23 protein-coding genes are annotated in these 24,216 nt (G+C 62.0%); 15 read left to right on the top strand and 8 right to left on the bottom strand.

Annotation, left to right across the window (positions count from 1 at the left end; all coding sequences use genetic code 11):
- Window positions 1–144 precede the first annotated feature (144 nt).
- From ACZ5Y5_RS17820 to ACZ5Y5_RS17775, 10 genes are all read left to right on the top strand, one after another.
- Window positions 145–429, top strand: a complete 285-nt coding sequence (locus ACZ5Y5_RS17820; protein ID WP_464810759.1) for a hypothetical protein — start codon at window positions 145–147, stop codon at window positions 427–429.
- Window positions 401–1,057, top strand: coding sequence for a BON domain-containing protein (locus ACZ5Y5_RS17815; RefSeq protein WP_464810758.1), 657 nt, complete (start codon window positions 401–403; stop codon window positions 1,055–1,057). The genes ACZ5Y5_RS17820 and ACZ5Y5_RS17815 overlap by 29 nt, the downstream gene beginning before the upstream one ends.
- Window positions 1,058–1,370: 313 nt before the next feature.
- Window positions 1,371–2,171 carry a universal stress protein gene (locus ACZ5Y5_RS17810; protein ID WP_464810757.1) on the top strand — a complete coding sequence of 267 codons (801 nt, stop codon included), beginning with the start codon at window positions 1,371–1,373 and terminating at the stop codon, window positions 2,169–2,171.
- A 269-nt stretch (window positions 2,172–2,440) separates the two neighbouring features.
- Window positions 2,441–4,300: a PAS domain S-box protein gene (locus ACZ5Y5_RS17805; protein WP_464810756.1), complete on the top strand. Its 1,860-nt coding sequence runs from the start codon at window positions 2,441–2,443 to the stop codon at window positions 4,298–4,300.
- Window positions 4,269–4,907, top strand: coding sequence for a response regulator transcription factor (locus tag ACZ5Y5_RS17800; protein ID WP_464810755.1), 639 nt, complete (start codon window positions 4,269–4,271; stop codon window positions 4,905–4,907). The genes ACZ5Y5_RS17805 and ACZ5Y5_RS17800 overlap by 32 nt, the downstream gene beginning before the upstream one ends.
- Before the next feature lie 70 nt (window positions 4,908–4,977).
- Window positions 4,978–5,361, top strand: a complete 384-nt coding sequence (locus tag ACZ5Y5_RS17795) for a response regulator (protein ID WP_464810754.1) — start codon at window positions 4,978–4,980, stop codon at window positions 5,359–5,361.
- An 8-nt stretch (window positions 5,362–5,369) separates the two neighbouring features.
- Window positions 5,370–5,663: a response regulator transcription factor gene (locus ACZ5Y5_RS17790; RefSeq protein ID WP_464810753.1), complete on the top strand. Its 294-nt coding sequence runs from the start codon at window positions 5,370–5,372 to the stop codon at window positions 5,661–5,663.
- 229 nt (window positions 5,664–5,892) lie between these two features.
- Window positions 5,893–7,236, top strand: a complete 1,344-nt coding sequence (locus tag ACZ5Y5_RS17785) for an erythromycin esterase family protein (protein ID WP_464810752.1) — start codon at window positions 5,893–5,895, stop codon at window positions 7,234–7,236.
- A 5-nt stretch (window positions 7,237–7,241) separates the two neighbouring features.
- The gene (locus ACZ5Y5_RS17780; RefSeq protein WP_464810751.1) at window positions 7,242–7,895 is read left to right on the top strand and encodes a dienelactone hydrolase family protein; all 654 of its coding nucleotides are present in this window, start codon (window positions 7,242–7,244) and stop codon (window positions 7,893–7,895) included.
- Entirely contained in the window at window positions 7,892–8,569 is a 678-nt protein-coding gene (locus ACZ5Y5_RS17775) for a phosphoribosyltransferase (RefSeq protein WP_464810750.1), read from the top strand. Before ACZ5Y5_RS17780 ends, ACZ5Y5_RS17775 begins: the two co-directional genes overlap by 4 nt.
- A 33-nt stretch (window positions 8,570–8,602) precedes the next feature.
- On the opposite strand, the gene ACZ5Y5_RS17770 is transcribed toward ACZ5Y5_RS17775, so the two are convergent.
- Window positions 8,603–8,755: a hypothetical protein gene (locus ACZ5Y5_RS17770; protein WP_464810749.1), complete on the bottom strand. Its 153-nt coding sequence runs from the start codon at window positions 8,753–8,755 to the stop codon at window positions 8,603–8,605.
- A gap of 38 nt (window positions 8,756–8,793) precedes the next feature.
- Window positions 8,794–9,126, bottom strand: coding sequence for a hypothetical protein (locus ACZ5Y5_RS17765; protein WP_464810748.1), 333 nt, complete (start codon window positions 9,124–9,126; stop codon window positions 8,794–8,796).
- 112 nt (window positions 9,127–9,238) lie between these two features.
- On the opposite strand from ACZ5Y5_RS17765, the gene ACZ5Y5_RS17760 reads away from it, so the two are divergent.
- Window positions 9,239–10,177 carry a 1-phosphofructokinase family hexose kinase gene (locus ACZ5Y5_RS17760; RefSeq protein WP_464810747.1) on the top strand — a complete coding sequence of 313 codons (939 nt, stop codon included), beginning with the start codon at window positions 9,239–9,241 and terminating at the stop codon, window positions 10,175–10,177.
- Window positions 10,178–10,226: 49 nt separating this feature from the next.
- Entirely contained in the window at window positions 10,227–10,646 is a 420-nt protein-coding gene (locus tag ACZ5Y5_RS17755) for a CBS domain-containing protein (RefSeq protein ID WP_464810746.1), read from the top strand.
- Here ACZ5Y5_RS17755 and ACZ5Y5_RS17750 read toward each other — a convergent pair.
- The 4 genes from ACZ5Y5_RS17750 to ACZ5Y5_RS17735 are packed head-to-tail and all read right to left on the bottom strand — an operon-like array spanning window position 10,643 to window position 15,313.
- On the bottom strand, window positions 10,643–11,527 hold the full coding sequence (locus ACZ5Y5_RS17750) for a ribose-phosphate diphosphokinase (protein ID WP_464810745.1): 885 nt from the start codon (window positions 11,525–11,527) through the stop codon (window positions 10,643–10,645). The two genes, ACZ5Y5_RS17755 and ACZ5Y5_RS17750, sit on opposite strands and share 4 nt — an antisense overlap.
- Window positions 11,524–13,011 (bottom strand): thymidine phosphorylase family protein, encoded by a 1,488-nt coding sequence (locus ACZ5Y5_RS17745; RefSeq protein WP_464810744.1) that lies wholly within the window; start codon window positions 13,009–13,011, stop codon window positions 11,524–11,526. The genes ACZ5Y5_RS17750 and ACZ5Y5_RS17745 overlap by 4 nt, the downstream gene beginning before the upstream one ends.
- 43 nt (window positions 13,012–13,054) lie before the next feature.
- The gene (locus tag ACZ5Y5_RS17740; protein ID WP_464810743.1) at window positions 13,055–13,726 is read right to left on the bottom strand and encodes an NAD(P)H-dependent oxidoreductase; all 672 of its coding nucleotides are present in this window, start codon (window positions 13,724–13,726) and stop codon (window positions 13,055–13,057) included.
- An 18-nt stretch (window positions 13,727–13,744) separates the two neighbouring features.
- On the bottom strand, window positions 13,745–15,313 hold the full coding sequence (locus tag ACZ5Y5_RS17735; RefSeq protein WP_464811644.1) for an MBL fold metallo-hydrolase: 1,569 nt from the start codon (window positions 15,311–15,313) through the stop codon (window positions 13,745–13,747).
- A gap of 164 nt (window positions 15,314–15,477) precedes the next feature.
- Here ACZ5Y5_RS17735 and ACZ5Y5_RS17730 point away from each other — a divergent pair, with 164 nt between their 5' ends.
- Complete coding sequence (locus ACZ5Y5_RS17730) at window positions 15,478–18,045, top strand: cation-translocating P-type ATPase (RefSeq protein ID WP_464810742.1); 2,568 nt, start codon at window positions 15,478–15,480, stop codon at window positions 18,043–18,045.
- Window positions 18,042–20,216: a copper-transporting P-type ATPase gene (locus ACZ5Y5_RS17725; RefSeq protein ID WP_464810741.1), complete on the top strand. Its 2,175-nt coding sequence runs from the start codon at window positions 18,042–18,044 to the stop codon at window positions 20,214–20,216. The genes ACZ5Y5_RS17730 and ACZ5Y5_RS17725 overlap by 4 nt, the downstream gene beginning before the upstream one ends.
- A 29-nt stretch (window positions 20,217–20,245) precedes the next feature.
- Here ACZ5Y5_RS17725 and ACZ5Y5_RS17720 read toward each other — a convergent pair whose 3' ends face one another.
- A complete protein-coding gene (locus ACZ5Y5_RS17720) occupies window positions 20,246–21,154 on the bottom strand; it encodes a LysR family transcriptional regulator (protein ID WP_464811643.1) in 909 nt (302 codons plus the stop codon).
- Between the two features lie 105 nt (window positions 21,155–21,259).
- On the opposite strand from ACZ5Y5_RS17720, the gene ACZ5Y5_RS17715 reads away from it, so the two are divergent.
- Window positions 21,260–23,359 carry a malate synthase G gene (locus ACZ5Y5_RS17715; protein WP_464810740.1) on the top strand — a complete coding sequence of 700 codons (2,100 nt, stop codon included), beginning with the start codon at window positions 21,260–21,262 and terminating at the stop codon, window positions 23,357–23,359.
- A gap of 49 nt (window positions 23,360–23,408) precedes the next feature.
- On the opposite strand, the gene ACZ5Y5_RS17710 is transcribed toward ACZ5Y5_RS17715, so the two are convergent.
- Complete coding sequence (locus ACZ5Y5_RS17710; protein ID WP_464810739.1) at window positions 23,409–24,215, bottom strand: Coq4 family protein; 807 nt, start codon at window positions 24,213–24,215, stop codon at window positions 23,409–23,411.
- Between the last annotated feature and the right edge of the window lies 1 nt (window position 24,216).

Genomic DNA, 24,216 nt, shown 5'->3' with positions numbered 1-24,216 from the left:
TCGGCGTGATCCTATGAACTCACGACCCGCGCCGACATTCGTAAATCCCGCAAAACTGATCGGCAGAAACCTACTTACGTGATGTTGCGAATAGGGGCGGGCGAGCCATTTCATAAAATCGCCGCGTACAGCCGGGAGGTGATCATGTGGCACGCGGCCGAGGCGAAGAGCGATCTTTCAAGGCACGACTCTGCTCGGGAGATCATTGATGATCTTCGCAGCCTGTTCGCCGTTGTAGGCTCCATAAAGGAGCTTTTGGCCAAAAGAGCAGGCCTGATCCGCGGGAGGATCGACGCGGGCGGGACCGTGGCCGCCATCATTTTGCCGGTGGCGCTTCGCGCCGTCAGCAAATCACGCGCTCGAGATTGGAGCGCATCCCCTAAACACAAGGAGAGTTGCGATGAAGACCGACGGACAGTTGCAGCATGATGTGATGGATGAACTTGAGTGGGATCCGAGTGTCGATCATGCAGACATCGGCGTGGCCGTGAATGATGGGGTCGTGACCTTGTCCGGCTTTGTGACCAACTATCTGGAAAAGATCGCCGCTGAAAAGGCCGCGCGGCGGGTCAGCGGCGTGAAGGCCATCGCCGAGGAAATCCAGGTGCGTTTCAAGTCGGAGCCCAAGACGGCCGACCATGAAATCGCAAAGCGTATTCTCGACATATTCTCTTGGAATGTCTCCATCCCGCACGAGAAGATCAATGTGAAGGTCGAGAAGGGCTGGGTAACGCTTTCCGGCGTGGTCGACGCCTATTATCAGAGCGACGAGGCCAGAAAGGCTGCGGCAAGAATCTCTGGCGTGACGGGAGTAAGCAACCTCATCACGGTGAAGAAGCTGCCGGTCACCTCGGATATTCGCGAGCGCATCGTGGCGGCGTTCAAGCGTCAGGCGGACCTCGATGCCGCAGGCGTGACGATCTATACGGAAGGCAACACGGTTCGGCTGGGTGGCCGCGTTAAGGCCTGGCACGAACGGGGTGTCGCGGAGCGGGCCGCCTGGGCAGCTCCCGGCGTAACCAAGGTCGAGGACAACATCATCGTTGCCACCTTGTGACCAGTTCGCCCCCGGTGAAGCCTGACTCAGATGATGATGACTTGTCGGGGGCACTTTCTGTGATCGGTCCGGCGCTTTCGCCAACGAGCTTTTGTGTGGAGGACATCATGCCCATCGCCGACCGCGTACGGCAGTCTCTGGACGCCCTATTCCTTGTTGCACTGTCACTTGGGCTTATCGCTGCCGTCGCCGCCATGATCCTCGGCAACCTGGCAGAATGACTCCTGGGGCATGTGAGCAGATGGTCGTCCTCGAGGTCGCCGGTCGTCGCTGTTCAACCGCACATGAAGCAACGGATCATAAGGAAATCGAGATGAAGAATGTGCTGCTGCTCATCCATGACGATGAAGGGCAGGAAGCGCGGCTTCAGGCTGCACTTGACCTGACCCGATCGCTGTCAGGCCATTTGACCTGCCTTGATATTGTCCAGATTCCCGTTCTGTCCGGATCTGAATATTATCCCGATGCGGAGCTGATGCTTTTAGCCGAGGCGCGCGAGCGTGAGGCTGCCAATGCGCAGCATGTCAGACAGCGCTTGGAAACGGAGGATGTCGCGTGGAGCTGGATCGATCATACAGGCAATATCGCCCCGCTCATTGAAGGAGCGGCCGCTCTGGCAGACGTCATCGTCCTCAATACGGCGATTGCCGCGCATATAAGACCTGACATGCAGTCGATCGTGTCGGACGTCGTGTTGAAGGCGGGCAAGCCCATCCTGGCAGTCCCTGCGACCAGGCGGGGCATCGAGCTTGAGGGCCATGTGCTCGTCGCGTGGGACGGATCGCCTCCCGCAGCCGAAGCGCTGCGCGCAGCCACGCCGCTCCTGGCGCGAGCAGTGGGCGTAACAATTCTCGAAATCGGCACCATCGCCGGCGATGCGGCGGAAGAGGCTGCCTCCTATCTGTCCCGACATGGCGTCCACGCGCGCATCGAGCGGCTGGATGAACTTGAAGGCGGGATCGCCGGAATGCTGCTCATGATCATGGAGCAGCGCCGGCCGGCTTATTGCATAATGGGCGCTTATGGACATTCCCGCTTGCGCGAAAGCCTCTTCGGCGGAATCACGCGCCGGATGCTGGCCGAGGCCCCGGTCCCGCTATTCCTCAGCCATTGATCAACTGCCGGGTTTGGCTGGATCAGTTGGAAGTCGCAGCGCATCGAGCGCTGCGGCGAGTCGCACCCGTTACGACCATCAGTAGCCATACCAATGGGGTCATTGCTGAAGGATCGGAAATTTTATCGCTGATTTTCATACCTGTAATCAAGCTCATCTGAATGCATTTGCAGCCCCAATCGACGAAGCTAAAATGGTGAAGCCACTCGGTGGTGAAGTCGGAACAGTTCGGTTCCGGCGAAGGCAGGGCTATGCGGAGATGGGCAACCGTGCCGGTGGTTCGGTATGGCGCGGGCGTTCTCGCGGTCCTTATCGTGTTGACCTTGCGCCTCCTGTTTGAGTCCTGGCTCGCCGATCGGTCGGCCTACATGCCCTTTATCGTGGCGATCATGGCCACCGCCTTGTGGGTCGGCGAAGGGCCAGCGATCCTTGCCACACTGCTCAGCACCGCTGCGGGCGTCGTTTTCATACGCAATTCGATCGTCGAAATCGCGATGTTCGGCGCGACGGCCGTCGGCGTAATCCTGATGAGCAGCCTCATTCGCAAATCAAGCCAGCGCTGGGAGAAGGCCGAAACAGCAGCCGAGAAGCGAGGCGCCGCGAGCGAACAGATCGCCGTGGAGCTGAACCTGCTGATCGACGGCGCTCAAGGGCTCGCCATCTACATGCTCGACCCGACCGGTCGCGTCACGATCTGGAACAATGGCGCGGCGCGGCTCAAGGGTTGGACGGAGGAGGAGGTGCTGGGCAAATCCAGCGCTCTTTTCTACCCCAGCGAAGCCATAGCCGCCGGAAAGCCTGAGGCAGACATTGAGCGCGCCTGCAGGGAGGGCAGGTTCGAGGAGGAAGACTGGCGGGTTCGCAAGGATGGATCGGAATTCCTGGCGTCCGTCAGCTGGACCGCGCTTTACGGCGATGACGGAGAATTGCGCGGCTTTGCCAAGATCGTGTCCGACATCACCCAGAAGCGCTCGGCCGAAGATCAATTGAGAGCCCATGAGAGCCAGTTGAGCGCGATCCTGTCCACCGTGCCCGATGCGATGGTGGTGATCGATGAAAGCGGCAAGATACTGTCCTTCAGCGCTGCCGCAGAGGCGCTCTTCGGGTTCACCGAAGCCGAAGTGCTGGATGAGAACGTCCGCACGCTCATGCCGTCGCCTGATCGTGAGCGACATGACAGCTATATTCAACGCTATCTGGAAACGGGCGAGAAGCGGATCATCGGCAAGGGGCGGGTCGTCTCCGGTCAGCGCAGGGATGGCTCGCTCTTTCCGATGGAGCTTTTCATCGGCGAGGCGGTGCGGGGGAATGAGCGGATATTCACCGGCTTCATACGCGACCTTACCGAACGCCGGATCGTCGAGCAGCAGATGGCGACGCTGCAAGCCGAACTCATCCACGTTACGCGGGTGAGCGCGATGGGCACGATGGCCTCAACACTCGCGCATGAACTCAATCAGCCGATCGCGGCGGTCACCAACTATGTCGAAGCAGTACGCGATCAGATGATGCAACCCGATGAGAGCGAATGGCCCATGATGCGGGAAGCGCTGAGCGAGGCGGCCGGGGAGGCCTTGAGAGCCGGGCAGATCGTGCGGCGTCTTCGGGAATTTGTCTCCAGAGGCGAAGTCGAAAAGACGATCGAGGGCATGGCCGATCTCGTCAATGAGGCCGCGGCGCTGGGCTTGGCGGGTGCACGCGAAATGGGCGTCGAGGTACATCTCAACCTTGACCCGAGCGCCACGCCGGTGCTGGTCGACAAGGTTCAAATTCAGCAGGTGCTGATCAATCTCATCCGGAACGCATGTGAAGCCATGAGCGACAGCCCGGTGAAGAGGCTGACGATATCCAGCCGTTCCCAGAGGGATGGCTATATTCAGGTGACAGTGTCCGACACGGGCTGCGGCATTCCGGCTGGTGTGGCCAAGCAGCTGTTTTCCGCTTTCGTCAGCACGAAGCCGGATGGGATGGGCCTGGGCCTTTCCATATGCCGCACGATCGTGGAGGTGAATGGCGGCAAGATATGGATGGACACCCGCAAAGGAAGGGGAACCGACTTTCATTTCACCCTCATTCGAGCGCAGGCGGAGGAGGCATATGGCCGACAAGAAGCTTATTCACATCATTGATGACGAGGATCCCGTTCGCCGGTCGGTTGGCTACATGCTCAAGACGTCGGGCTATGCGGTCGAGGCATGGAGTTCGGGCGCCACATTTCTGAAGAACCTTCCATCGGCCGAAGATGGCTGTATCCTGCTCGACATCCGCATGCCTGATATCGATGGCCTGGACGTGCAGCGCATCCTGGCGGAACGTGGCGTCACTATGCCGATCATCATCATGACAGGGCATGGCGATGTATCCATTGCCGTGCAGGCGATGAAAGCAGGGGCTGTGGATTTTCTGGAAAAGCCCTTCGAAAAGGCGGTTTTGATGGACGCCATCGAGCGCGCTTTCGATCGTATCCATTCCGATCAAGATACGGTTGCGCGGGCAGCCCGTGCCGACATCATCATCGCCGCTCTTACGACGCGCGAACGCGAGGTGCTGGAGGGCCTCGCTCAGGGCTTGCCCAACAAGACAATCGCTTATGATCTGGGCATCTCATCGCGAACGGTGGAGGTCCATCGTGCCAATCTGATGACAAAGCTGCACGTCCACAGCCTGTCTGACGCGTTGCGGATCGCCTTCGCGGCGGGGATGGGCACGACGAGCCTGACTGGGACCAATACGTAATGACCTGACGGTTGAGCCATGTCACCTCTCGTGCATGTTGCTGAATCCTGCGGCGCAAGGCGCGAAGAGCATGGCTGATGCCAAGATCCCCATTGTCATCCTGGACGATGATCCAGGATCGCGGCGATCAATGCAGATGCTGTTGCAGGGCCGCGGCTTCCAGGTCCGCTCCTTCGCCGTTCCCGAATTGCTGATAGCCGATGTGAGGGCGAATAATCCGGTCTGTCTCGTGACGGATTACCGGATGGCGGGCTATGATGGCCTGCAGGTCCTCGACGCGCTCCGTGCCGCCGGATGGATGGGCAAGGCGATCCTCGTCACCGCTTTTAGCTCCCCTGAACTGATGCAGAAGGCCATTGCCCATGGCTTTGAGACAGTCCTCGACAAGCCTTGCAAGGAATCTGCGCTGGTGAACGCCGTGATCGAGGCGACAGCGCGCGATATGGATCCATAGGTGCAGTGATGATGGGTATTGGGAAAAAGGCCGAAAGCTGTCGTTCTTCCGCTGCCCCGTTAGAGCTTTTGACGCCTCGCGAACGAGAAGTGCTTGCCGCTGTGGCCAAAGGTCTCACCAACAGGCAGACAGGCGAGCTGCTGGGGATCAGTCACAGGACTGTCGAGGTGCATCGCGCCAGGTTGATGCGGAAGCTGGAGGTGGAATCCATTGCCCAGCTTGTAGCGCTGTATGTCCTGAAGGGCCTTTCAGCTTCAAAACCCCGAAAGCATCTGTCTCACTCGCGGCCGAAATCAAGATGAGTTCTTCCGACGTCTAATGTCCAGGCGACAGCCGCCGTCTCCGATCTAAAAGCGGCCAGAAAAGTCGCTCCAGATGACTAGCGTGGTCGGTCGGAGACCACAAACTATCCGTATATTCCCCAATTTAGATGCGCTTCAATTCGAGGTTCACTGTGTCTGAGGCAGAAGGATGACGTGAACCCTTGACCAGGATCAAGCCATTCACGCGCCGCTATTGTCGGAGTGCAGGATGACCCAGGCAAAGCTTTCTGAACGACCCGCCACCCAGGCGCCCGATGAACTTGTTCAGGCGCTGAGGCAATACGCAGAGCCGCTGCCTTCGCCGGACGATGTTCACGATTTCGGCGCCTGCTTCGACCGGTTTGGGGATGCAAGGATCGTCCTGTTGGGGGAGGCTACGCATGGAAGCTCGGAATTTTATCGCGCGCGCGCCGCGATCACCCGCCGACTGATCGAACGGCACGGCTTTACCGTGGTGGCGGTAGAGGCCGACTGGCCCGATGCTGCGCGTATAGACGATTATGTCCGGCACCAGGCGCCACGACCCCGGCGCGGGGATGTGTTCGTGCGCTTCCCTACGTGGATGTGGCGTAACCAGGAAGTGCTTGCCTTCGCCGATTGGTTGAGACGGCATAATCAAGATTCACCATTGGCGCGTCAGGCCTCCTTCCACGGCCTGGATGTCTATAGCCTCAGCGAATCCATCCATGCGGTGCTTGCCTATCTCGACAAGGTTGATCCCGAGGAGGCGGAGCATGCCCGGCGGCGGTATGGATGCCTGACGCCGTGGCAGGATGAACCGGCCCATTATGGGCGAGCGATGACGATTTCCGGCGGCAGCGGGTGCGAGGATGGCGTCGTGGCGCAACTGCGCATGCTTCTGGATCAGCGGCTCGAACTGCTTGGCCAAGATGGCGAGGCCTGGTTCGATGCCTATCAGAATGCGCGCATCGTCCGCGCGGCGGAACGCTATTATCGCGCCATGTATCGCAGTTCGACCGAGAGTTGGAACCTGCGCGACCGGCACATGTTCGAGACTCTTGAGGCTTTGATGGCGCACCGGGGCAGCGGGACGAAAGCAGTCATATGGGCCCATAACAGCCATGTCGGCAATGCGGCCGCCACCGCGATGGGCTGGCAGGGCGAATTCAACATCGGCCAGCTCTGCCGCCTCGCTTATGGCGACGACGCGGTGCCGATCGGCTTCGGGACCGATACGGGGCTGGTGGCAGCCGCCAGCGATTGGGGCGCGGAGATGGAGATCAAGTCCGTCCGGCCCGCGCGGTCCGATAGTTATGAACATGCGTTCCGGCGAGCGGGCGTCGTTCGTAGCCTGACCGACTGGCGTGGTCGGGACAAAGCCGCATTAAGGCAAATGCTCAGTCACCCTTTGCTGGAACGCGCCATCGGGGTGGTCTATCGACCCGAAACCGAACGGTTCAGCCACTATTTCGAGGCGGTGCTGGCGGAACAGTTCGATGCCTGGGTCTGGTTCGAACAAACATCGGCCGTGACGCCGCTCGGACCTGAACGGCCGAAAGGCGCGCCGGAAACCTGGCCATTTGGACTTTGACCGTGATGCAGCGACTTGTGAACCGACAGGATGTGACCATCGGCAGGCATCGCCTCCGGGCCTTTCTGGATGTGCCGGAAAGCGCAACGGGGTTGGTGATTTTCGCCCATGGCAGCGGGAGCGGCCGGCATAGTCCGCGCAACCAATATGTAGCGGCAGGACTGCATCGCTCGCAGTTCGCCACGCTGTTGGTCGATCTGCTCACCCCTCAGGAAGAGATGGACAGGCGCAACGTGTTCGACGTGCGCCTGCTTGCCGGGCGATTGCGGGAGGCGGCTGATTGGGCCGCTGCTGTGGAGCCGTTGACAAAGCTGCCGGTCGGCTATTTCGGCGCGAGTACGGGCGCGGCCGCCGCGCTCATTGCCGCTTCGATGCCAGACGACAGGGCAAAGGCCGTCGTGTCGCGGGGCGGCAGGCCGGACCTTGCGGGTCAGGCAGCCCTGGCTCGAGCGCGCGCCCCGACGCTCCTGATCGTCGGCAGTCTCGACCAGGATGTGCTGGGGCTCAACCGTGACGCACGGTCTTTCATGACCGCCCCGACCGAATTGGCCGTCGTTCCGGGTGCTAGCCATTTGTTCGAGGAACCCGGAACGCTGGACCAGGTGATCACTCTTGCGACGCGCTGGTTCAGCTTTCACCTGACAGGGGAGAACCCATGAAACTAACGCCCATGCTGTTTCATGACCGCCGCGATGCCGGTATTCATCTGGCCAAGGCGCTCGCCCAGCTCGGTTCCAGTCAGCCCCTGGTTCTTGCCTTGCCGCGTGGCGGCGTCCCGGTCGCCTTCGAGGTGGCGAGGGCGTTGCACGCCGACCTCGACCTCTTGTTCGTGCGCAAGCTGGGCGCACCGGGATATGAGGAGCTTGGCATTGGCGCCGTCGTGGATGGTGCCGATCCGCAGCTCGTCCTGAACGAGGAGGTGATGCGGCAGCTGGCCCCGACGCCTGAATATATACGCGCCGAGATGCGCAAGCAGCTGGCGGAGATAGATCGGCGGCGGCGTGCTTATCTTGGGGATCGGGCGCCTATTCCCGTGGCAGGCCGCACCGTCATCGTGGTGGACGACGGCATAGCGACCGGCGGCACGATCAGGGCTGCGCTCAAGGGGGTAAGCAAGGCGAATCCCGCGCGTCTTATCCTCGCCGTGCCCGTTGCGCCTTCACAAGCCATTGCCAGTCTGCGCGAAGAATGTGACGAGGTCATATGCCTCTATGAACCCTACCCCTTCTATGCCGTGGGCGCACATTATGTGGTGTTCGACCAGACGAGCGATGCCGAAGTCGTAAGACTGCTCGACGCCGCACGTCGGGAGCGCAGCAGCCAATCGGCATGATCGCCCCGGCGAACTGCGAACGAAGCAGATCTTTCAGTGCAATTCACCCTGCATGACGCCATTCAGGATAACCCATAGCCATCCGCCGCTGACCAGGCGCCAGGCGAGAACGAGAAGTCCAAGGACGGCGGCCGCCATACCGAGCAGAATCCAGGGGCGCGTCGTGCCACTGAAATTTTTGGGCATGCGGTTCCTCCATAGCTTTTGAGGATAGGCGTCCGCGCTCAGGGTGTAGTCCGGCTGGTGACGACGGCCGAACCGTCGGGCTGGATATTGATGAGATGGTAGGCCTTGTCCTCACACTGCGCTCTCCAGGTCGCGACCGGCGCAGCCGCGCCGGGCATCGGCCGGCTGTCGATGATCTGCTGGCAGGGGAGCCCCGCGTCTCGGATGGCCCGGAAAAGGGCAGCGTCGCGGGCCTGTCTCGGCAGTTTGGCGATCTCGTCGGCATAGTTCACGGTGGGCTTGCCTGTGCTGGATGCGGGAACTTTTGCCTCCTCGGCAGGCTTGCACGCGTTCGTGATCAATAGGATTGCCAACAGGGCCGGTGTTCGCATCAAGCTTCTCCTTCGATCCGCGTCGGGGAAAGATTTTCCCATATGCTGCATGCGTCTCCCATTGGGACATATACTTATTTTGCTCATGGGCGTGCCCAGATAGGCTCGCGGCATGAAGAGGATCGTCACCCTCACGATGAACCCGGCCATCGACGTCGCTTATGAGGCAGACCGGGTGTTCCACACCCGCAAAATCCGGGCGAGTCAGGAACATTATGATCCTGGCGGTGGCGGCATCAACGTGGCTCGCGTGATTGCGCGGCTCGGCGGGACGGCGCGCGCCTATTATCTCTCGGGCGGCGCGACCGGATGCGCGCTGGACGGACTGCTCGATCAACATGCGCTGGTTCGAAGCCATATTCCCATCAAGGGTGACACGCGCATCAGCACATCGATCTACGAACGCGAGACAGGCAAGGAATTCCGTCTGGTGCCGCGTGGACCGGAACTGACCGCCGAGGAATGGCAGGCTGCTCTCGACCATTTGGAGGGCGTTCGCGCGGACTTCCTAATAGCAAGCGGATCGCTGCCGCCCGGTGTGCCGGATGACTTCTACAGCCGCGTGCGACAGCTTGCGCAGCGCCACGATATCCGGTTCATCCTCGATACCTCCGGCAGTGCGCTTCGCGAAGCCGTCATGGGCGGCGGCCTTCATCTGATCAAGCCCAGCATCGGAGAGTTACGGCAGCTGACGGGCCGAGCGCTGAACGAGGAACACGACATTGCGGCGGCCACCCAGGAGATCGTCGATAGCGGCAAGTCGGAATATGTCGCCGTCACGAGGGGGCGCGATGGCGCGATACTGGCGAGCCGCGCGGGAACATGGAGCCTGCCGGCGATCCCGGTCGAGACCCGAAGCGCCGTTGGAGCGGGAGATTGTTTCCTGGCAGGGATGGTGTTCGCGCTCAGTTGCGAGCGTGATGCGATCCACGCGTTCCGCTATGGGATTGCCGCAGGTGCTGCTGCTGTTCTGACGCCCGGCACGGACCTGTGCCATCGCGATGATGTCGAGCGGCTGTTCGCGCTTGTGCCCGACCTCCACGGAACGTGACCGGGCAATCGTCACACGCCGCCAGCGTCCAGAAAGAAGGATCAGCCCCATGAAGGCCAGCGATATCATGACATTGGGAGCGGCCACCACCACTGCGAACAGCTCCCTGGCAGCCGCCATAAAGTGCATGTCCGATCACAGGATCAGCGCGCTCCCCGTCCTCGACGAGGAGGGGCATCTGCAAGGCGTCATCACGGAGGGTGATTTTTTCCGGCAAGACCTTGGGCCGTTTCGGCTTGATGCCTTGGTCGGTGCTGGAACCGAAGAGCGCGCGCATTCCCTGGCATCCATGACGGTTTCTGAAATCATGTCGCCGCATCCGATCACGGTGGATGGCAGTGAACCGCTGCAAGAGGCGATCGCCATCATGGAAGGACGCGGGGTGAAGCGTTTGCCAGTCACCTCCAACGGCAAACTGGTCGGACTGCTTAGCCGCGCGGACATCCTGCGCGCGCTGATAACCGATTAGGCGAGGCCATTGTCCTGAAGCGCGCGGCAGATCAGCGGCGCCAATTGGGCCTTGCTCGTGGGCCCATCGACACTGTCGCTGCTGACCACTGCCCTGATCCCGTTCGCTTCCAGAAGCGCCAGGTCGTCGGCATGGGCGAGGCAGTGGGTGACGAGCGCTTCGATCGAGGTCGCGCCGGCGCTGTAAAGCAGTCGGGCTGCCTCGACCAATGTGCGGCCGCTCGAGATCATGTCATCGACCAGGATCGCGCGGCGTCCCTTCACTCGGTCTGCTCCCGCAATGGCAAGGCTGACCTGCCGGTCTCCCAGCCGCTGCTTCGTCGCCACGAGCGTTTCTAGGCCCAGGGGTGCGGCGATCGCCTCGGTCCACTGCCGGGACTCGCTGTCCGGACCGATGACGATCGGATTGTCGCGAGCATCGATAAGCGTCGCCAGCAGCGGCGCGGCGGACAGGCTGATCGCGGGAATGCCGCGAACGACTTCGTTCAAGGTCTGGATGCGATGGAGGTGCGGATCGACGGTGATCAGCCCGTCGAAATGGTCGGCGATCAGGCCGCCCACCACCTTCTGGCTCACCGCTTCGCCCGAATGAAAGGCAATGTCCTGACGCATATAGGCGAGGTAGGGTGCGATCAGAATGACCCGCTCCGCGCCCTGGTCGCGCGCGGCTGATGCAGCAAGCAGCAGTTCGATGATCTTGTGATCGGGATTATCGAGCGAGCGGTAGAAGATGGCGGTTCGGGCGAGTGCTGGAACGCGGACCAGGCATTCCTCGTCGGGAAAGCGGCGGGTCTCAACCGCCAGCGCCGGGGCCTTCAGCAAGACGCCCAGCCTGCGCGTCGCCGCCATGCTGTCCTGAAAGCCGAAGAGGATCGTGCTCATTGGGTGATCTCATAGCCCGCATCCTCCGTTGCGAGGTCTCGGGCAAAGCCAAGTCCGGTTCGGGACTGTGCGTATATGCGATAGAGCGCTTGGCCCTTGCGGACCTCTGCGCCCACCTTGTGCAGCAACTCTATGCCTGCGCCTTTATCCATCGGCGCTCCGGCAAGGCGTGCGATGCGTGCGATGCGGTGGCAATCGATCGCGCTCACCCGCCCTTCATGGAGGGCATGCACCTCATGAATATGTTCGCCCAAGCCGAATTTGGCGCTCTGCCGTCCCTGCGCCTCGATCAGCCGCTCCATCGCGGCGAGCGCCTCACCGGAGGCGAGCAGTTCCATCGCTCGCGCATAGCCCCTGCCACCGCGGAGCGCCGGATCGAAGTCGAGCACGCGGCCTGCGAGGAACAGAGCATGTTCGCGAAGATCCTGAGGCGCATCGGCGTCGTTGCGCAGCACCGCCATGACATCGCGCGCTTCCAGCACGGGTCCGACGCCGCGGCCCACGGGCTGGGAGCCATCGGTGATCACGATGTCGATCACGATGCCTATCTTGTCGGCCACATGTTCGAACAGTTTGCGCAGCCGCACCGCATCGTCCTGCGTGCGAACCTTGGCTGTCGGGCCGACGGGTATGTCGAGCACCAGATGCGTCGAGCCCGCAGATAGTTTCTTGGACAGGATCGAGGCGACCATCTGGTCGAATGTATCGATCCGCAGCGGCCGCTCGACAGAGATCAGCACATCGTCAGCAGGCGACAGGTTCACCCTGCCGCCCCAGGCCAGCACCGCTTTTTCCCGGTTGACGACGGTGCGCATGTCCGTCTCGCACAGGTCGACATTGGCGAGCACCTCCATCGTGTCGGCAGTGCCGGATGGCGAGGTGATCGCGCGGGACGAGGTTTTGGGCATGATGAGGCCATGCGCCGCCACGATCGGCACAACGATCATGGACGTTCGATTGCCCGGAATGCCGCCAATGCAGTGTTTGTCCACCACCAGCGGCGCTTTCCAGTCCAGCCGGTTGCCCACATCGGCCATGGCGCGGGTGATAGCCAATGTTTCCTGGGTACTCATGAAACTGGCGCATGCGACCAGAAACGCGCCGATTTCCATGGGTGAGTAACGGTGTGCGGCGATGTCCCGGATGATGGCGGAAATCTCGTCATCCTGAAGCGTGTCGCCGTCGATCTTGCGGCGAACAAACTCCAGGCTTGTCGGGGGCATGGCCTGTTCTATGGCGACGGATGCCCCCTCCGGCAGACCGAGCCGCCGAAAAGCCTGTTCGCCAAGGCCAATCTCTCCCGGCTTCAGCATCGCGAGTTCGTCCACCAGCGCCAGCGTCGCCAGGATCTCTGCCCCATCGCCGCTCACCCTGATCTTGCGCAGGGCCTGGAATTGCTCGGCCGAATAGCCGTTGCTCCGGCGCAGGAGAAAGGCCGTGTTTTCGGGATAAGTGTCGATGGCGATGCGTTTGACTGTCAACATGGCGAGGCCCGTGTCGGTTGGACATGTTGCGGCTGGCTCATCATCAGCTGCCATCGCCCATTTGTTGCGGAAGGGGCGTGCCAACCATTTCCTGCGCCATCCGGGCGCAGATGCTGGCGGCGCGGTGACGGACACGCCTCAGATTCTCCTCGATGAAGGTGGCGCTGGTGCCTTCGATCACGTCACCTATGTGCAAGACCTCACTCGACTGCATGGCGAAGGCGCGGAACAGGTAGGTGCCCAAAAGTTCACGGAGCGCTTCTGTCTGGCCTTGTGCGTCGAGCCATTCCTCCGATGCGCCCGAAGTCGTGATGGCGCAGAGATGGCCATTGCCGAGCAGCCCATGCCCCGACCTTGCCTGGACCTGACCCACGGTCGTTCCGGCTCCCAAAATCCGGTCGACATAGCCGACCAACATCGCGGGTGGCATGCCGAACCAGATCGGGAAGACGAAGACCATCACGTGCGTCCCGCGCAATATGTCGAGTTCTGCTCGAACATCGGGGGAGAGGGTGAAGCCTGTGTGGTCTGGCCGCTCCTGCTGCTTCAGCAGAGGATCGAAACCCATGGCATAAAGGTCCCGGAGGACAGCTTGCTGCCCGGCCGTGCGCACGGCGTCGCAATAAGTCCGCGCGATGGCGGCGTTGAAGCTGTTCGCATTGGGATGCGCCAGCACCACGGCGTGGCGAATGGAAGAGGAAGCGGCGCTGCCCATGTGATCCTCCGTCATCGGTTAGCGGCGATGTTTCGCCTCCCCATATTGGTCGAGCACGCGTCGCATCTGGGTCAGCGCATCGCGCCGTGCCCGTTCGTTTCTGATCCGGCCGAGATGCTGTTTCAGATGTGTGATGAAGTCGGCATAATCATTCTGCCAATCAGGTTCTGCGAGCAGATCCATGTCGACGTGACCGGTCTGAATCCTCCGGGCGGGAGTTCCCGGTTCGAGAGCATAGGTTTCGCCGATCTGCGGCGCGATGATGCTGGCGCGAGGATCATCTGCTTGCACAAGTTCGCGTAGCGCCGCGACCGCCTCTCGCTCGCCATGGTCCAGGAACAGGCTTCCGGATATGGGTCGCCGGGCGGTGATCCACTCATGCAGTTCGTCGCGGTCGGCATGGGCGGAATAGCTGTCGATGCGGCGGATGCGGGCACGCACATTCACATCCTCGCCCGAGATGCGCACCCGCTGCGCACCATCGAGCAGGACGCGTCCGAGCGTGCCCTTCGCCTGGAAACCTACGAACAAGACGGTGGATTCCCGGCGGAACAGATTATGCTTCAGATGATGGCGGATGCGGCCTGCTTCGCACATGCCCGATGCTGCCATGATGATCGCGCCGGATATCGTGTTGAGTCGGATGGACTCCGCGACGTCCTCTACATAGTGGATGGAGGGATGGCGAAAGATGTCCTGTCCGCCCGTATCTTCCAGTTCCGATACATGAGCCGCGAATACCTTTGTCGCGCGGCTGGCGAGCGGTGAGTCGACGAAGATCGGAACATTGGGTATCCGGTTCGCGTCGGCGAGGCGGGCAAGGTCAAGGAGCAGTTCCTGTGTCCGTTCGAGCGCGAAGCTGGGGATGATGAGATTGCCCCCGCGCGTGAGTGCATCCTTGATTTCGGCTTGTAGCTGGCTGCGGCGCTGCTCAATCGTGAACTTCTCTCTCGCGCGGTCGCCGTAGGTCGCTTCGCACACGACATGGTCGAACCCTGACGGAGCGTCCGGATCAGGATGAAAGGCCTTGTTGTCCGGACCCAGGTCTCCTGAAAGCAGCAGGCGCAAGCCGGCCGCCTCAATCTCCACCGAGGCCGCGCCCAATATATGTCCCGCGTTCCAGAAGCGGGCACGGAAGCCCGGCGCGGGGTCAAACCAGTCGCCAAGGCGCGCGGGCCGGTTCAGGCGCCAGGCACGCAGCGCATCCTCTTCGGTATAGAGCGGCTCGAAGCGGCTCTCGCCTGCCCGGTCACGTCGCCGGTTGCGCCGGTCGGCCTCGCTTTCCTGGATGCGCCCGGCATCGGCCAACATATATTCCAGCAGGTCGGCGGTGGCAGGGGTGCACCATATCGGCCGGCCAAAGCCCTGCGCCGCCAGTTTGGGCAGCAGCCCACAATGGTCGATATGGGCATGGGTAAGCACGACCGCGTCGATCTGGCGGGGATCAAAGCTGAATTCGCCATGGTTCAAGGTTTCCAAGGTGCGTGATCCCTGGAACAGGCCGCAGTCGACGAGGATGGCTTTGTCGCCCAGCCGTAATTCCATGCAGGAGCCCGTGACTGTCCCCGCGGCGCCGTGGAATGTCAGAGTAAGCGCTGAACTCTCCACCCTAGCTTCTCCCGTCTCTGTTCCGGATCATAATTCAATACAGCATCACAGGAGAGAGGCAGTCCGTAGTTATCCTGATAGCGCGAACCTCGCCCTCCGTGTGAATGGTCGGGCTATGCCAGGATCAGACAGCGTGAAGCCTCATGATCGCAGATAGCCAGCTTGATCATGTCGGTCTTTCTGCTTCCCAGGCGCGGCAGCGGCTGGATGAGGATGGACCGAACGAGCTTCCCCGGCCGAAGCGGCGAACGCCCCTCAAGATCACGATGGAAGTGCTGCGCGAGCCCATGTTCGCCATGCTGCTGGCCGCCGGTGTCATCTATCTGCTGCTTGGCGACAGGACCGAGGCGCTGATCCTGCTCGGTTTCGCGGGCCTGTCCATCATCATCACCATCGTTCAGGAGGCTCGCACCGAACGAACGCTGGAGGCGCTGCGCGACCTGTCGGCTCCGCGCGCGCTGGTGATACGTGATGGGGCAACCTTGCGCATCCCTGGCCGTGAGGTCGTGGTGGACGATATATTGGTGTTGGAGGCCGGTGACCGGATTGCAGCGGATGCGCTGCTGATCGAGGCGCGGGAGTTGGAGGCGGACGAATCCCTGCTAACTGGGGAGGCTGTTCCGGTACTCAAGCGTGCTGCGCGATCCGGCGATGCGGAGCGGGCAGATCCGGGCGGTGACGACACACCCCATCTCTTTTCCGGGGCCGTTGTAACGCGCGGCGGTGGCGTCGCGCGGGTGACCGCCACCGGCCTGCGCAGCCGGATCGGTCAGATCGGCAGGTTTCTGGAGACGTTGGAGACCGAAGCTCCGCACCTTCAGAAGGAAATCGCGTATATGGTCAGCCTGTGCGCGGTCGGCGGCATGGCTGTCGCGCTGCTGGTTGTCCTGCTTTATGGCTGGGTGCGCGGCGACTGGATGGCTGCGCTGCTGGCCGGCATCGCGACCGCCATGTCGCTGTTGCCCGAAGAGTTTCCGGTGGTTCTCACCATCTTCCTTGCCATGGGCGCGTGGCGTATCGCGCAGGTCGGTGTCCTCACGCGGCGGGCTGCGGCCATAGAGGCTCTGGGAGCGGCGACCGTCCTGTGCACGGATAAGACCGGGACGTTGACCCAGAACCGGATGGCGGTCGCGGAGCTTTGGCTGCCGTCTGGAGGCGTGGCGGCGCTTGGTGACGGATTGCCGCAGCCGGAATTCCATGAGCTGATCGGCGCGGCAGCCTTGGCAAGCGCCCCTGTTCCGGTCGATCCCATGGAGGTAGCCTTTCATAGCATTGCGAAGGATGCCCGGCTTCCCGCGCGCGCGGACTGGACCCTCGTTCACACCTATGGCCTTCACCCAGATCTGCTGGCGATGTCCAATGTGTGGCGACCTATGGAGCCCGGTGAGCCATTGGTCGTAGCGGCCAAGGGCGCGCCGGAAGCGATAGCTCAGCTTTGCCGGCTAGATCGAGAGGCTCGTCACGCGCTCCAGCAAGCGGTTCATGAGATGGCCGCGCGCGGGATGCGTGTTCTGGGCGTTGCCTCTGCGAAATCGGTCGGGGCGGATGTGGGGAAGGGGCAGGAGGCGCATGACTTCTCCCTTCTGGGGCTTATCGGCCTGTCCGACCCGCTGCGAGCGGGGGTGCCGGAAGCCATGGTCCAATGCCGTTCTGCTGGAATTCGGGTCGTGATGATCACCGGCGATTATCCCGCCACCGCTCAGGCGATTGCGGCGCAAGCAGGAATCGGCTCAGGCGGGCTCATGACCGGCGATGAAGTCAGGGCGCTTTCAGATGCGGAGCTTGGCACGCGGGTCAAGGATGTAGCGATTTTTGCTCGCACGATGCCGGAACAGAAGCTTCGGATCGTTTCGGCGCTCAAGCTGGCGGGTGAAGTGGTCGCAATGACGGGGGACGGGGTTAATGATGCGCCAGCGCTCAAGGCCGCTCATATCGGCGTGGCCATGGGCAGACGCGGCACCGATGTGGCGCGGGAAGCGGCGGCGATTGTCCTTGTCGAGGATGATTTCGGCGCAATCGTCGTTGCCATTCGGCTGGGCCGACGCATTTACGACAACATCCGTAAAGCCATAGGATTCATCTTTGCAGTCCATGTGCCGATCGCGGGTCTCGCCATCTCGCCGCTGCTGCTGGACTTGCCGCTGGTGCTGGGCCCGATCCAGATCGCCCTTCTCGAAATGATCATTGATCCTGTCTGCGCGCTCGTATTCGAAGCTGAGCGGGAGGAAGGCCGTATCATGCAGCGGCCTCCGCGCGGCCCGGCTGAACGCCTCTTTTCCGGGAAGGTGATCCTGCCGAGTGTCATTTATGGTGGAATTGCTTTCGCGCTCCTCCTTGCTCTTCATGTTGCTGCGACAATCTGGGGTTTTGCCCCCGACCGGGTGAGAGCGCTCCTCTTCTTCGCGCTGGTCGCATCCATCATGGCGCTGGTGCTGGTAAACCGGTCCTTCAGCACCTCCCTGCTACGGGCTCTTTGGCGCAACAACGTGACCTTGCGCTATGTAGCCTTTGTCGTGCTGGCGGCATGCGCTATGATCTTGACCCTGGAGCCGCTGCGGCAGATACTCCGCTTTGCGCCGCTCGAACTGGCTGATCTGCCGTTCCTATTTCTGTTGCCTGTGCTGGTCCTGCTGCTCTGCGAGCTTGTCAAAGGCCTGCAGAACAGATTCTCGGATTCCCGATCGCGCTGCATCGGATGGAGACGCGCATGAAGCACAGTCACCATCAGTCCACCCATGGCGGTTGGCAAGACGATGCGGTAGTCCCTCCCGGCACGATCTGGACCTGCCCGATGCATCCAATGGTCCGTCAGGACCATCCCGGCGCATGTCCGATCTGCGGGATGGCGCTGGAGCCGGAGTTCGCCTCAACAACCGCCAGTCCGAGCCCGGAACTCAAGGATATGATGCGGCGGTTCTGGATCGCCGTCATCCTGACCATGCCAGTGGTCGTGCTGGAGATGGGCGGGCACTTCTTCCCGGCACTCCATCACATTGTTTCTGGACGCGTTTTGACCTGGACCCAGTTCCTGCTCGCCACGCCGGTCGTGTTGTGGACCGGCTCGCCCTTCTTCGTGCGCGGCTGGCGATCGCTCAGGACGCTTAGCCTCAACATGTTCACGCTGATCGCGATGGGTACGGGTGTCGCCTGGACGTACAGCGTGGTGGCGACGCTGGCTCCCGGCATCTTTCCGTCGGCCTTCCGAAAGGACGGAACGGTGCCGATCTATTTCGAAGCAGCAGCGGTGATCACCGTCCTGGTGCTGCTGGGCCAGGTTCTGGAACTGCGCGCGCGTGAGCGTACATCGGGCGCAATAAAGGCGCTGCTCGATCTTGCGCCGAAGACCGCGCGACGCATCACCGCGAACGGCGAGGAGGAGGAAATTCTTCTCGACCTCGTCGCAGTCGGCGAAAGACTGCGTATTCGCCCAGGCGAGAAAATCCCGGTCGACGGCATTGTCGAGGACGGCCGTTCCGCCGTCGACGAGTCAATGGTGACCGGTGAATCCATGCCGATCACCAAATCAGTCGGCGAGTCTGTCATCGGCGGCACACTCAACCAGAGCGGCATGCTTGTCCTGCGCGCGAAGAAGGTCGGCCGCGACACCATGCTTGCCCGCATCGTGCAGATGGTAGCGCAAGCGCAGCGTTCGCGGGCGCCGATCCAGCGCTTGGCCGATCAGGTCGCAGGATGGTTCGTCCCCGCGGTGCTGTTCGTCGCGATCATTGCCTTTGCCGTCTGGGCTCTCTGGGGGCCTGAGCCGCGCCTTGCTCATGGCCTGATCGTAGCGGTCGCCGTTCTCATCATCGCATGTCCCTGTGCGCTGGGACTGGCGACGCCGATGTCGATCATGGTCAGCGTCGGACGCGGGGCACGCCTTGGTGTGCTGATCAAGAATGCCGAGGCGCTTGAACGAATGGAGAAGGTGGATACGCTGGTGGTGGACAAGACCGGCACGCTGACGGAGGGCAAACCTTCCGTCACCGGCATTGTCGCGGCTGAGGGGGTCAAGGAGAATGAGCTTCTCCGCCTTGCTGCCAGCGTCGAGCGCGCTTCGGAGCATCCGCTGGCGCTGGCGATCCTATCGGCGGCTGAGGCGCGTGGCCTGCCGCTGGCTCCAGTGAACGACTTCGACTCGCCGACGGGCAAAGGGGCGATCGGCACCGTCGAGGGCAAGCGCATAATGCTTGGCAACGCGCGCTTTCTGGAGGAAAGGAACATCTCCGTCGCGCCGCTTCATGCGCAGGCCGACGCGTTGCGTCGAGACGGCGCGACGGCCATCTTCATCGCCATCGATACAGCCGCCGCTGGCGCTTTCGCTATCGCCGATGCGATCAAGCAAACGACGTCTGAAGCTCTCACCGCCCTCCGCAAGGAAGGCGTCGAGGTCGTCATGCTGACCGGCGACAACCGCACCACGGCCGAGGCGGTGGCTCGTCGCCTTGGAATTGGGCAAGTGGAAGCTGAGGTCCTGCCAGATGAGAAGGGCGCGGTTGTGGCGCGTCTGAGGGCGATGGGCCGTGTCGTGGCGATGGCGGGGGATGGGGTCAATGATGCCCCGGCGCTTGCTGCTGCCGATGTCGGCATAGCCATGAGTTCCGGGACCGATGTCGCGATCGAAAGTGCCGGGGTGACATTGCTCAAGGGCGATCTGACAGGGATCGCGCGAGCCCGCCGATTGAGCGAGGCGACAATGGCCAACATCCGGCAGAACCTGTTTTTCGCCTTCATCTACAATGCTGCCGGCGTGCCGATTGCGGCCGGACTTCTTTACCCCTTTTTCGGCATCCTGCTGTCGCCGGTCATCGCTGCCGCGGCCATGGCCTTGTCTTCGGTGAGTGTAGTGGGGAATGCGTTGCGGCTTAACCATGCGAAACTTTGAGACGCGGCGATGATCGAGCGCTCACAGGATCATAATGCGTTGTTCCAGTCTCCATCCCGAAACATGTCTCGCAGGAAGGCGATGAAGGCATCGACTGCGGCGGGGCGGCCTGCGGCGGGGCGGCCTGCGGCGCGGGGGTGGACGGCGTACACGGCGAGGTCGGCCGGGCCTTCCCAGCCTTCTAAGAGGCGAACGAGCTTCCCTTCTGTGAGCAGCGGGCCGACGTCCCAGAGCGACCGGAGGGCGATACCGGCGCCGGTGACGGCGAGTTCGCGGACAATCTCGCTGCTGTTGGTGCGCACATGGCTGCGGCCATCGACCTGTTTGCGTGCGCGGCCGTTGACGAGACGCCAGGGAAGCTGGCCGTCCGCTGCGAGCAGCCGGTGGCGGGACAGGTCGGCGATCTTCTGGGGAGCGCCATGTTCGGCCAGATAGGCGGGGCTGGCGCACAGGATGCGCCGGTTGGCGGCGAGATAATGGCCCTGCAGGTGGGCCGGCACGCCGCTGGTGATGCGGATGGCTACATCGATGCGCTGCGTGAGCATATCTTCATAGGCGTCGGAAAGGTTCATCTCCAGATCGACCTTGGGATGGGTTTCGAGGAAGCGTTGCACATGCGGGGCGATGTGGAGGCGGCCGAAGGAGGTGGGAGCAGAGACGCGCAGTGGGCCGGATATGGCGCGGTGCCGGTTGGTGACGCGGTCCTCCGCCTGCTGGATCGCTTCCAGGATGGCGGCGATGTCGCTGTGCAGGCTGGCTCCTTCCTCCGTCAACGCGAGGCGGCGGGTGGTACGATGAATGAGGCGCACGCCCAGGCGCGTTTCCAGGCGGGAAATGCGTTTCGACATCATCGCGGGCGAGATGTTGAGCATGCGCCCCGCGGCGGAAAGGCTTCCGGCTTCGACGGCACGGGCGAAGAGGAGGTAGTCGGGGTCCATCATGATCTTTTCCTATAAGGAAAATATCTTTTTGCTTTTTCTTGTCTAGTGCGAGGATAGCGGCCGAGGTTATGCTTGCGTGCAGTTTTTGCGCGGAGTGGAGCCATGCCCGAGTTGATCGAAAAATCCGGCCTGAAGGTCGCCGCCGAACTGGCGGACTTTATCGATGGGAAGGTGTTGCCCGGCACTGGCATCGGTGCGGATAGCTTCTGGCAGGGTACGGCCGCGATTTTCGAGCGGTTTGCGCCGCGCAACGCCGCGCTGCTGGCAAAGCGGGACGCGATGCAGGCGCAGATCGATGCCTGGCATGAGGCGCGAGCGGGGCAGGCCGTCGATGAGGAGGCTTACAGCGCGTTTCTGCGCGAGATCGGCTATCTGGTGCCCGAGCCTGCACCTTTCACGATCGGATCGAGCCGGGTGGATAATGAGCTGGCGAGGCTGGCGGGACCGCAGCTGGTGGTGCCGATCCTCAACGCGCGCTTCCTGCTGAATGCGGCCAATGCGCGGTGGGGGAGCCTCTATGATGCGCTTTATGGGACAGACGTCATTCCCGGCGCGGCTGCGGGGAAGGGATATAACGCTGCGCGCGGGGCGCAGGTCATCGCCTGGGCGAAAGCCTTTCTGGACCGAGCGGCGCCTCTGGCGGAGGGAAGCTGGGCGGATTGGCGGGGTGACGGGCCGGTCTTGCGGGACCCTGCACAATTTGCAGGACGGACGGGTGACAATATCCTGCTGCGCAATCATGGGCTGCATATCGAACTGGTGATCGACGCGACGCATCCCGTGGGGCGGGATGATCCGGCGCATCTGGCGGATATTGTCCTGGAGTCCGCGCTATCGACCATATGCGACCTGGAAGATTCTGTCGCGGCGGTCGATGCGGCGGACAAGGTCGCGGCCTATGCCAATTGGCTGGGGCTGATGAAGGGCGATCTGGAAGATAGTTTCGAGAAGAACGGCGCGATGATGACGCGGCGGTTGAATGGCGACCGCAGCTATGTCGCGCCTGACGGGAGCGGTTTCACGCTGCCGGGACGGTCGCTGCTGTTCGTGCGCAATGTCGGGCATCTGATGACGACGCCTGCGGTGCGGTTGAGCGACGGGGCGGAGGCTCCGGAGGGCCTCCTCGACGGGATCGTCACCAGCCTGATCGCGCTGCATGATCTTCGGCGGAATGGGCGCTTCGTTAACAGCCGCGCGGGCAGCATCTATATCGTGAAGCCCAAAATGCATGGGCCGGAGGAAGTCGCCTTCACCAACGATCTGTTCGACGCGATAGAGGATCTGTTGGGGCTGGAGCGACATCAACTGAAGGTTGGTGTGATGGATGAGGAGCGGCGGACCTCCGCCAACCTGGCCGCCTGCATCCATGCGGTGCGGGACCGGATCGTCTTCATCAACACCGGCTTTCTGGACCGCACCGGGGATGAGATCCATACATCGATGCGGGCAGGGCCGATGATCCGCAAGGGTGAGATGAAGGGCGCAGCCTGGATCAAGGCCTATGAGGATCGCAATGTGCAGATTGGCCTTGCCTGCGGGCTGTCGGGCAAGGCGCAGATCGGCAAGGGCATGTGGGCCGCGCCGGATCGGATGGCCGATATGCTGGAGCAGAAGATCGGCCATCCCATGACGGGAGCGAACACGGCCTGGGTGCCTTCGCCGACGGCGGCGACGCTGCACGCGACGCATTATCATGCCGTCGATGTGTTCGCACGGCAGGAGGAGCGGAAGGCGGAGCCGGTTGCGGGGCTGGACGCCTTGCTGACGATCCCGCTCGCAGCGGGGGTTAACTGGTCGGCGCAGGATGTTCGCGATGAGCTGGACAATAATGCGCAGGGAATACTGGGCTATGTCGTGCGCTGGGTGGACCAGGGTGTTGGCTGCTCCAAGGTGCCGGACATTCATGACATCGGCCTGATGGAAGACCGGGCGACCTTGCGGATTTCGTCGCAGCATATCGCCAATTGGCTGCTGCATGGGGTCTGTTCGGCCGAGGAGGTCGATGCCGCGCTCGAGCGGATGGCTGCGAAGGTCGATGCGCAGAATGCGGGCGATCCGCTGTACCAGCCGATGAGCGGGCGGGAAGAGAGCAGCCTCGCCTTCCAGGCTGCGCGGGCGCTGGTGTTCGAAGGGGTGGCGCAGCCTAATGGCTATACCGAGCCTTTGCTGCATGCGTTCAGAGCTCGGGTGAAGCACCCCTAATCTTGAACAGGACTGTGCGTGGGCGGCGGTAAATCCGTGCGCCCACGACCTAGCTCCACTGAGCAGAGGCTTCAGCGGTGTCCACCAGCTGAACACCCTTGATGCCCAGTTCTTCACGCGCAGCTTCGGGTGTCAGTCCCAGCACATCCTCATAGCGCATCATGTAAATCGGCGCGGACTCTCGACCGACCCTTGCGCCACGCTCCACCGCATTCTGGGTGATCAACCAGGTCTGCGGATAATGCAGCACGGCGCGCGTGAGAATCCGGGTCGATCCAAGGATGGAGAAAGCCGACAGTTCACCGGCAAGTTCAGGGCTCATATGGATGAACAAGTTGGTCAGCCGCATATAATAGGGCACCAGTTCGCCGATGAAGTCGAAGCCTCCCCCGCCGAGAATATGTTCAAGGTCATGCGTCTGTCCGGCGCGCAGCTGGAAATATTCATAGTCGTTGCGCGGAGTGAAAGGCGGCACGATATCGACCTGTAGGTCATTATTGGTGAGTTGCGCGTAAAAGATGCCGCCCACCGTTTCCGGTCCATAATGCTTCAGGTCATCAAGTTCGAAGGTCGAGACAAAGCCTTCCTTGAACCAGGCGTCAAGGGCGGGATTCTTCTGCCGTTCGGCCGTGAAAAGTGCGTTGATGTGATCGATGTCCTGCACTTCGCGCAGGATCTGGACGAGCTGGATGGAGTCGGACGGCGTGGGAATATCGGGGCCGTTGCGGCGCAACAGATGGGTAGCCACCCAATCGCGCACGCGCGCGTCATTCAGATAGCGGGAAGAACTGACCAGCACGCTGCTGTCGGTCGTAACCTTCTCGATGCCCTTCATCAGATAGGAATAGTCCGCCATT

Source organism: Sphingobium sp. TomTYG65 (assembly GCF_055395525.1).
This window is presented reverse-complemented; position numbering and strand designations above follow the sequence as displayed.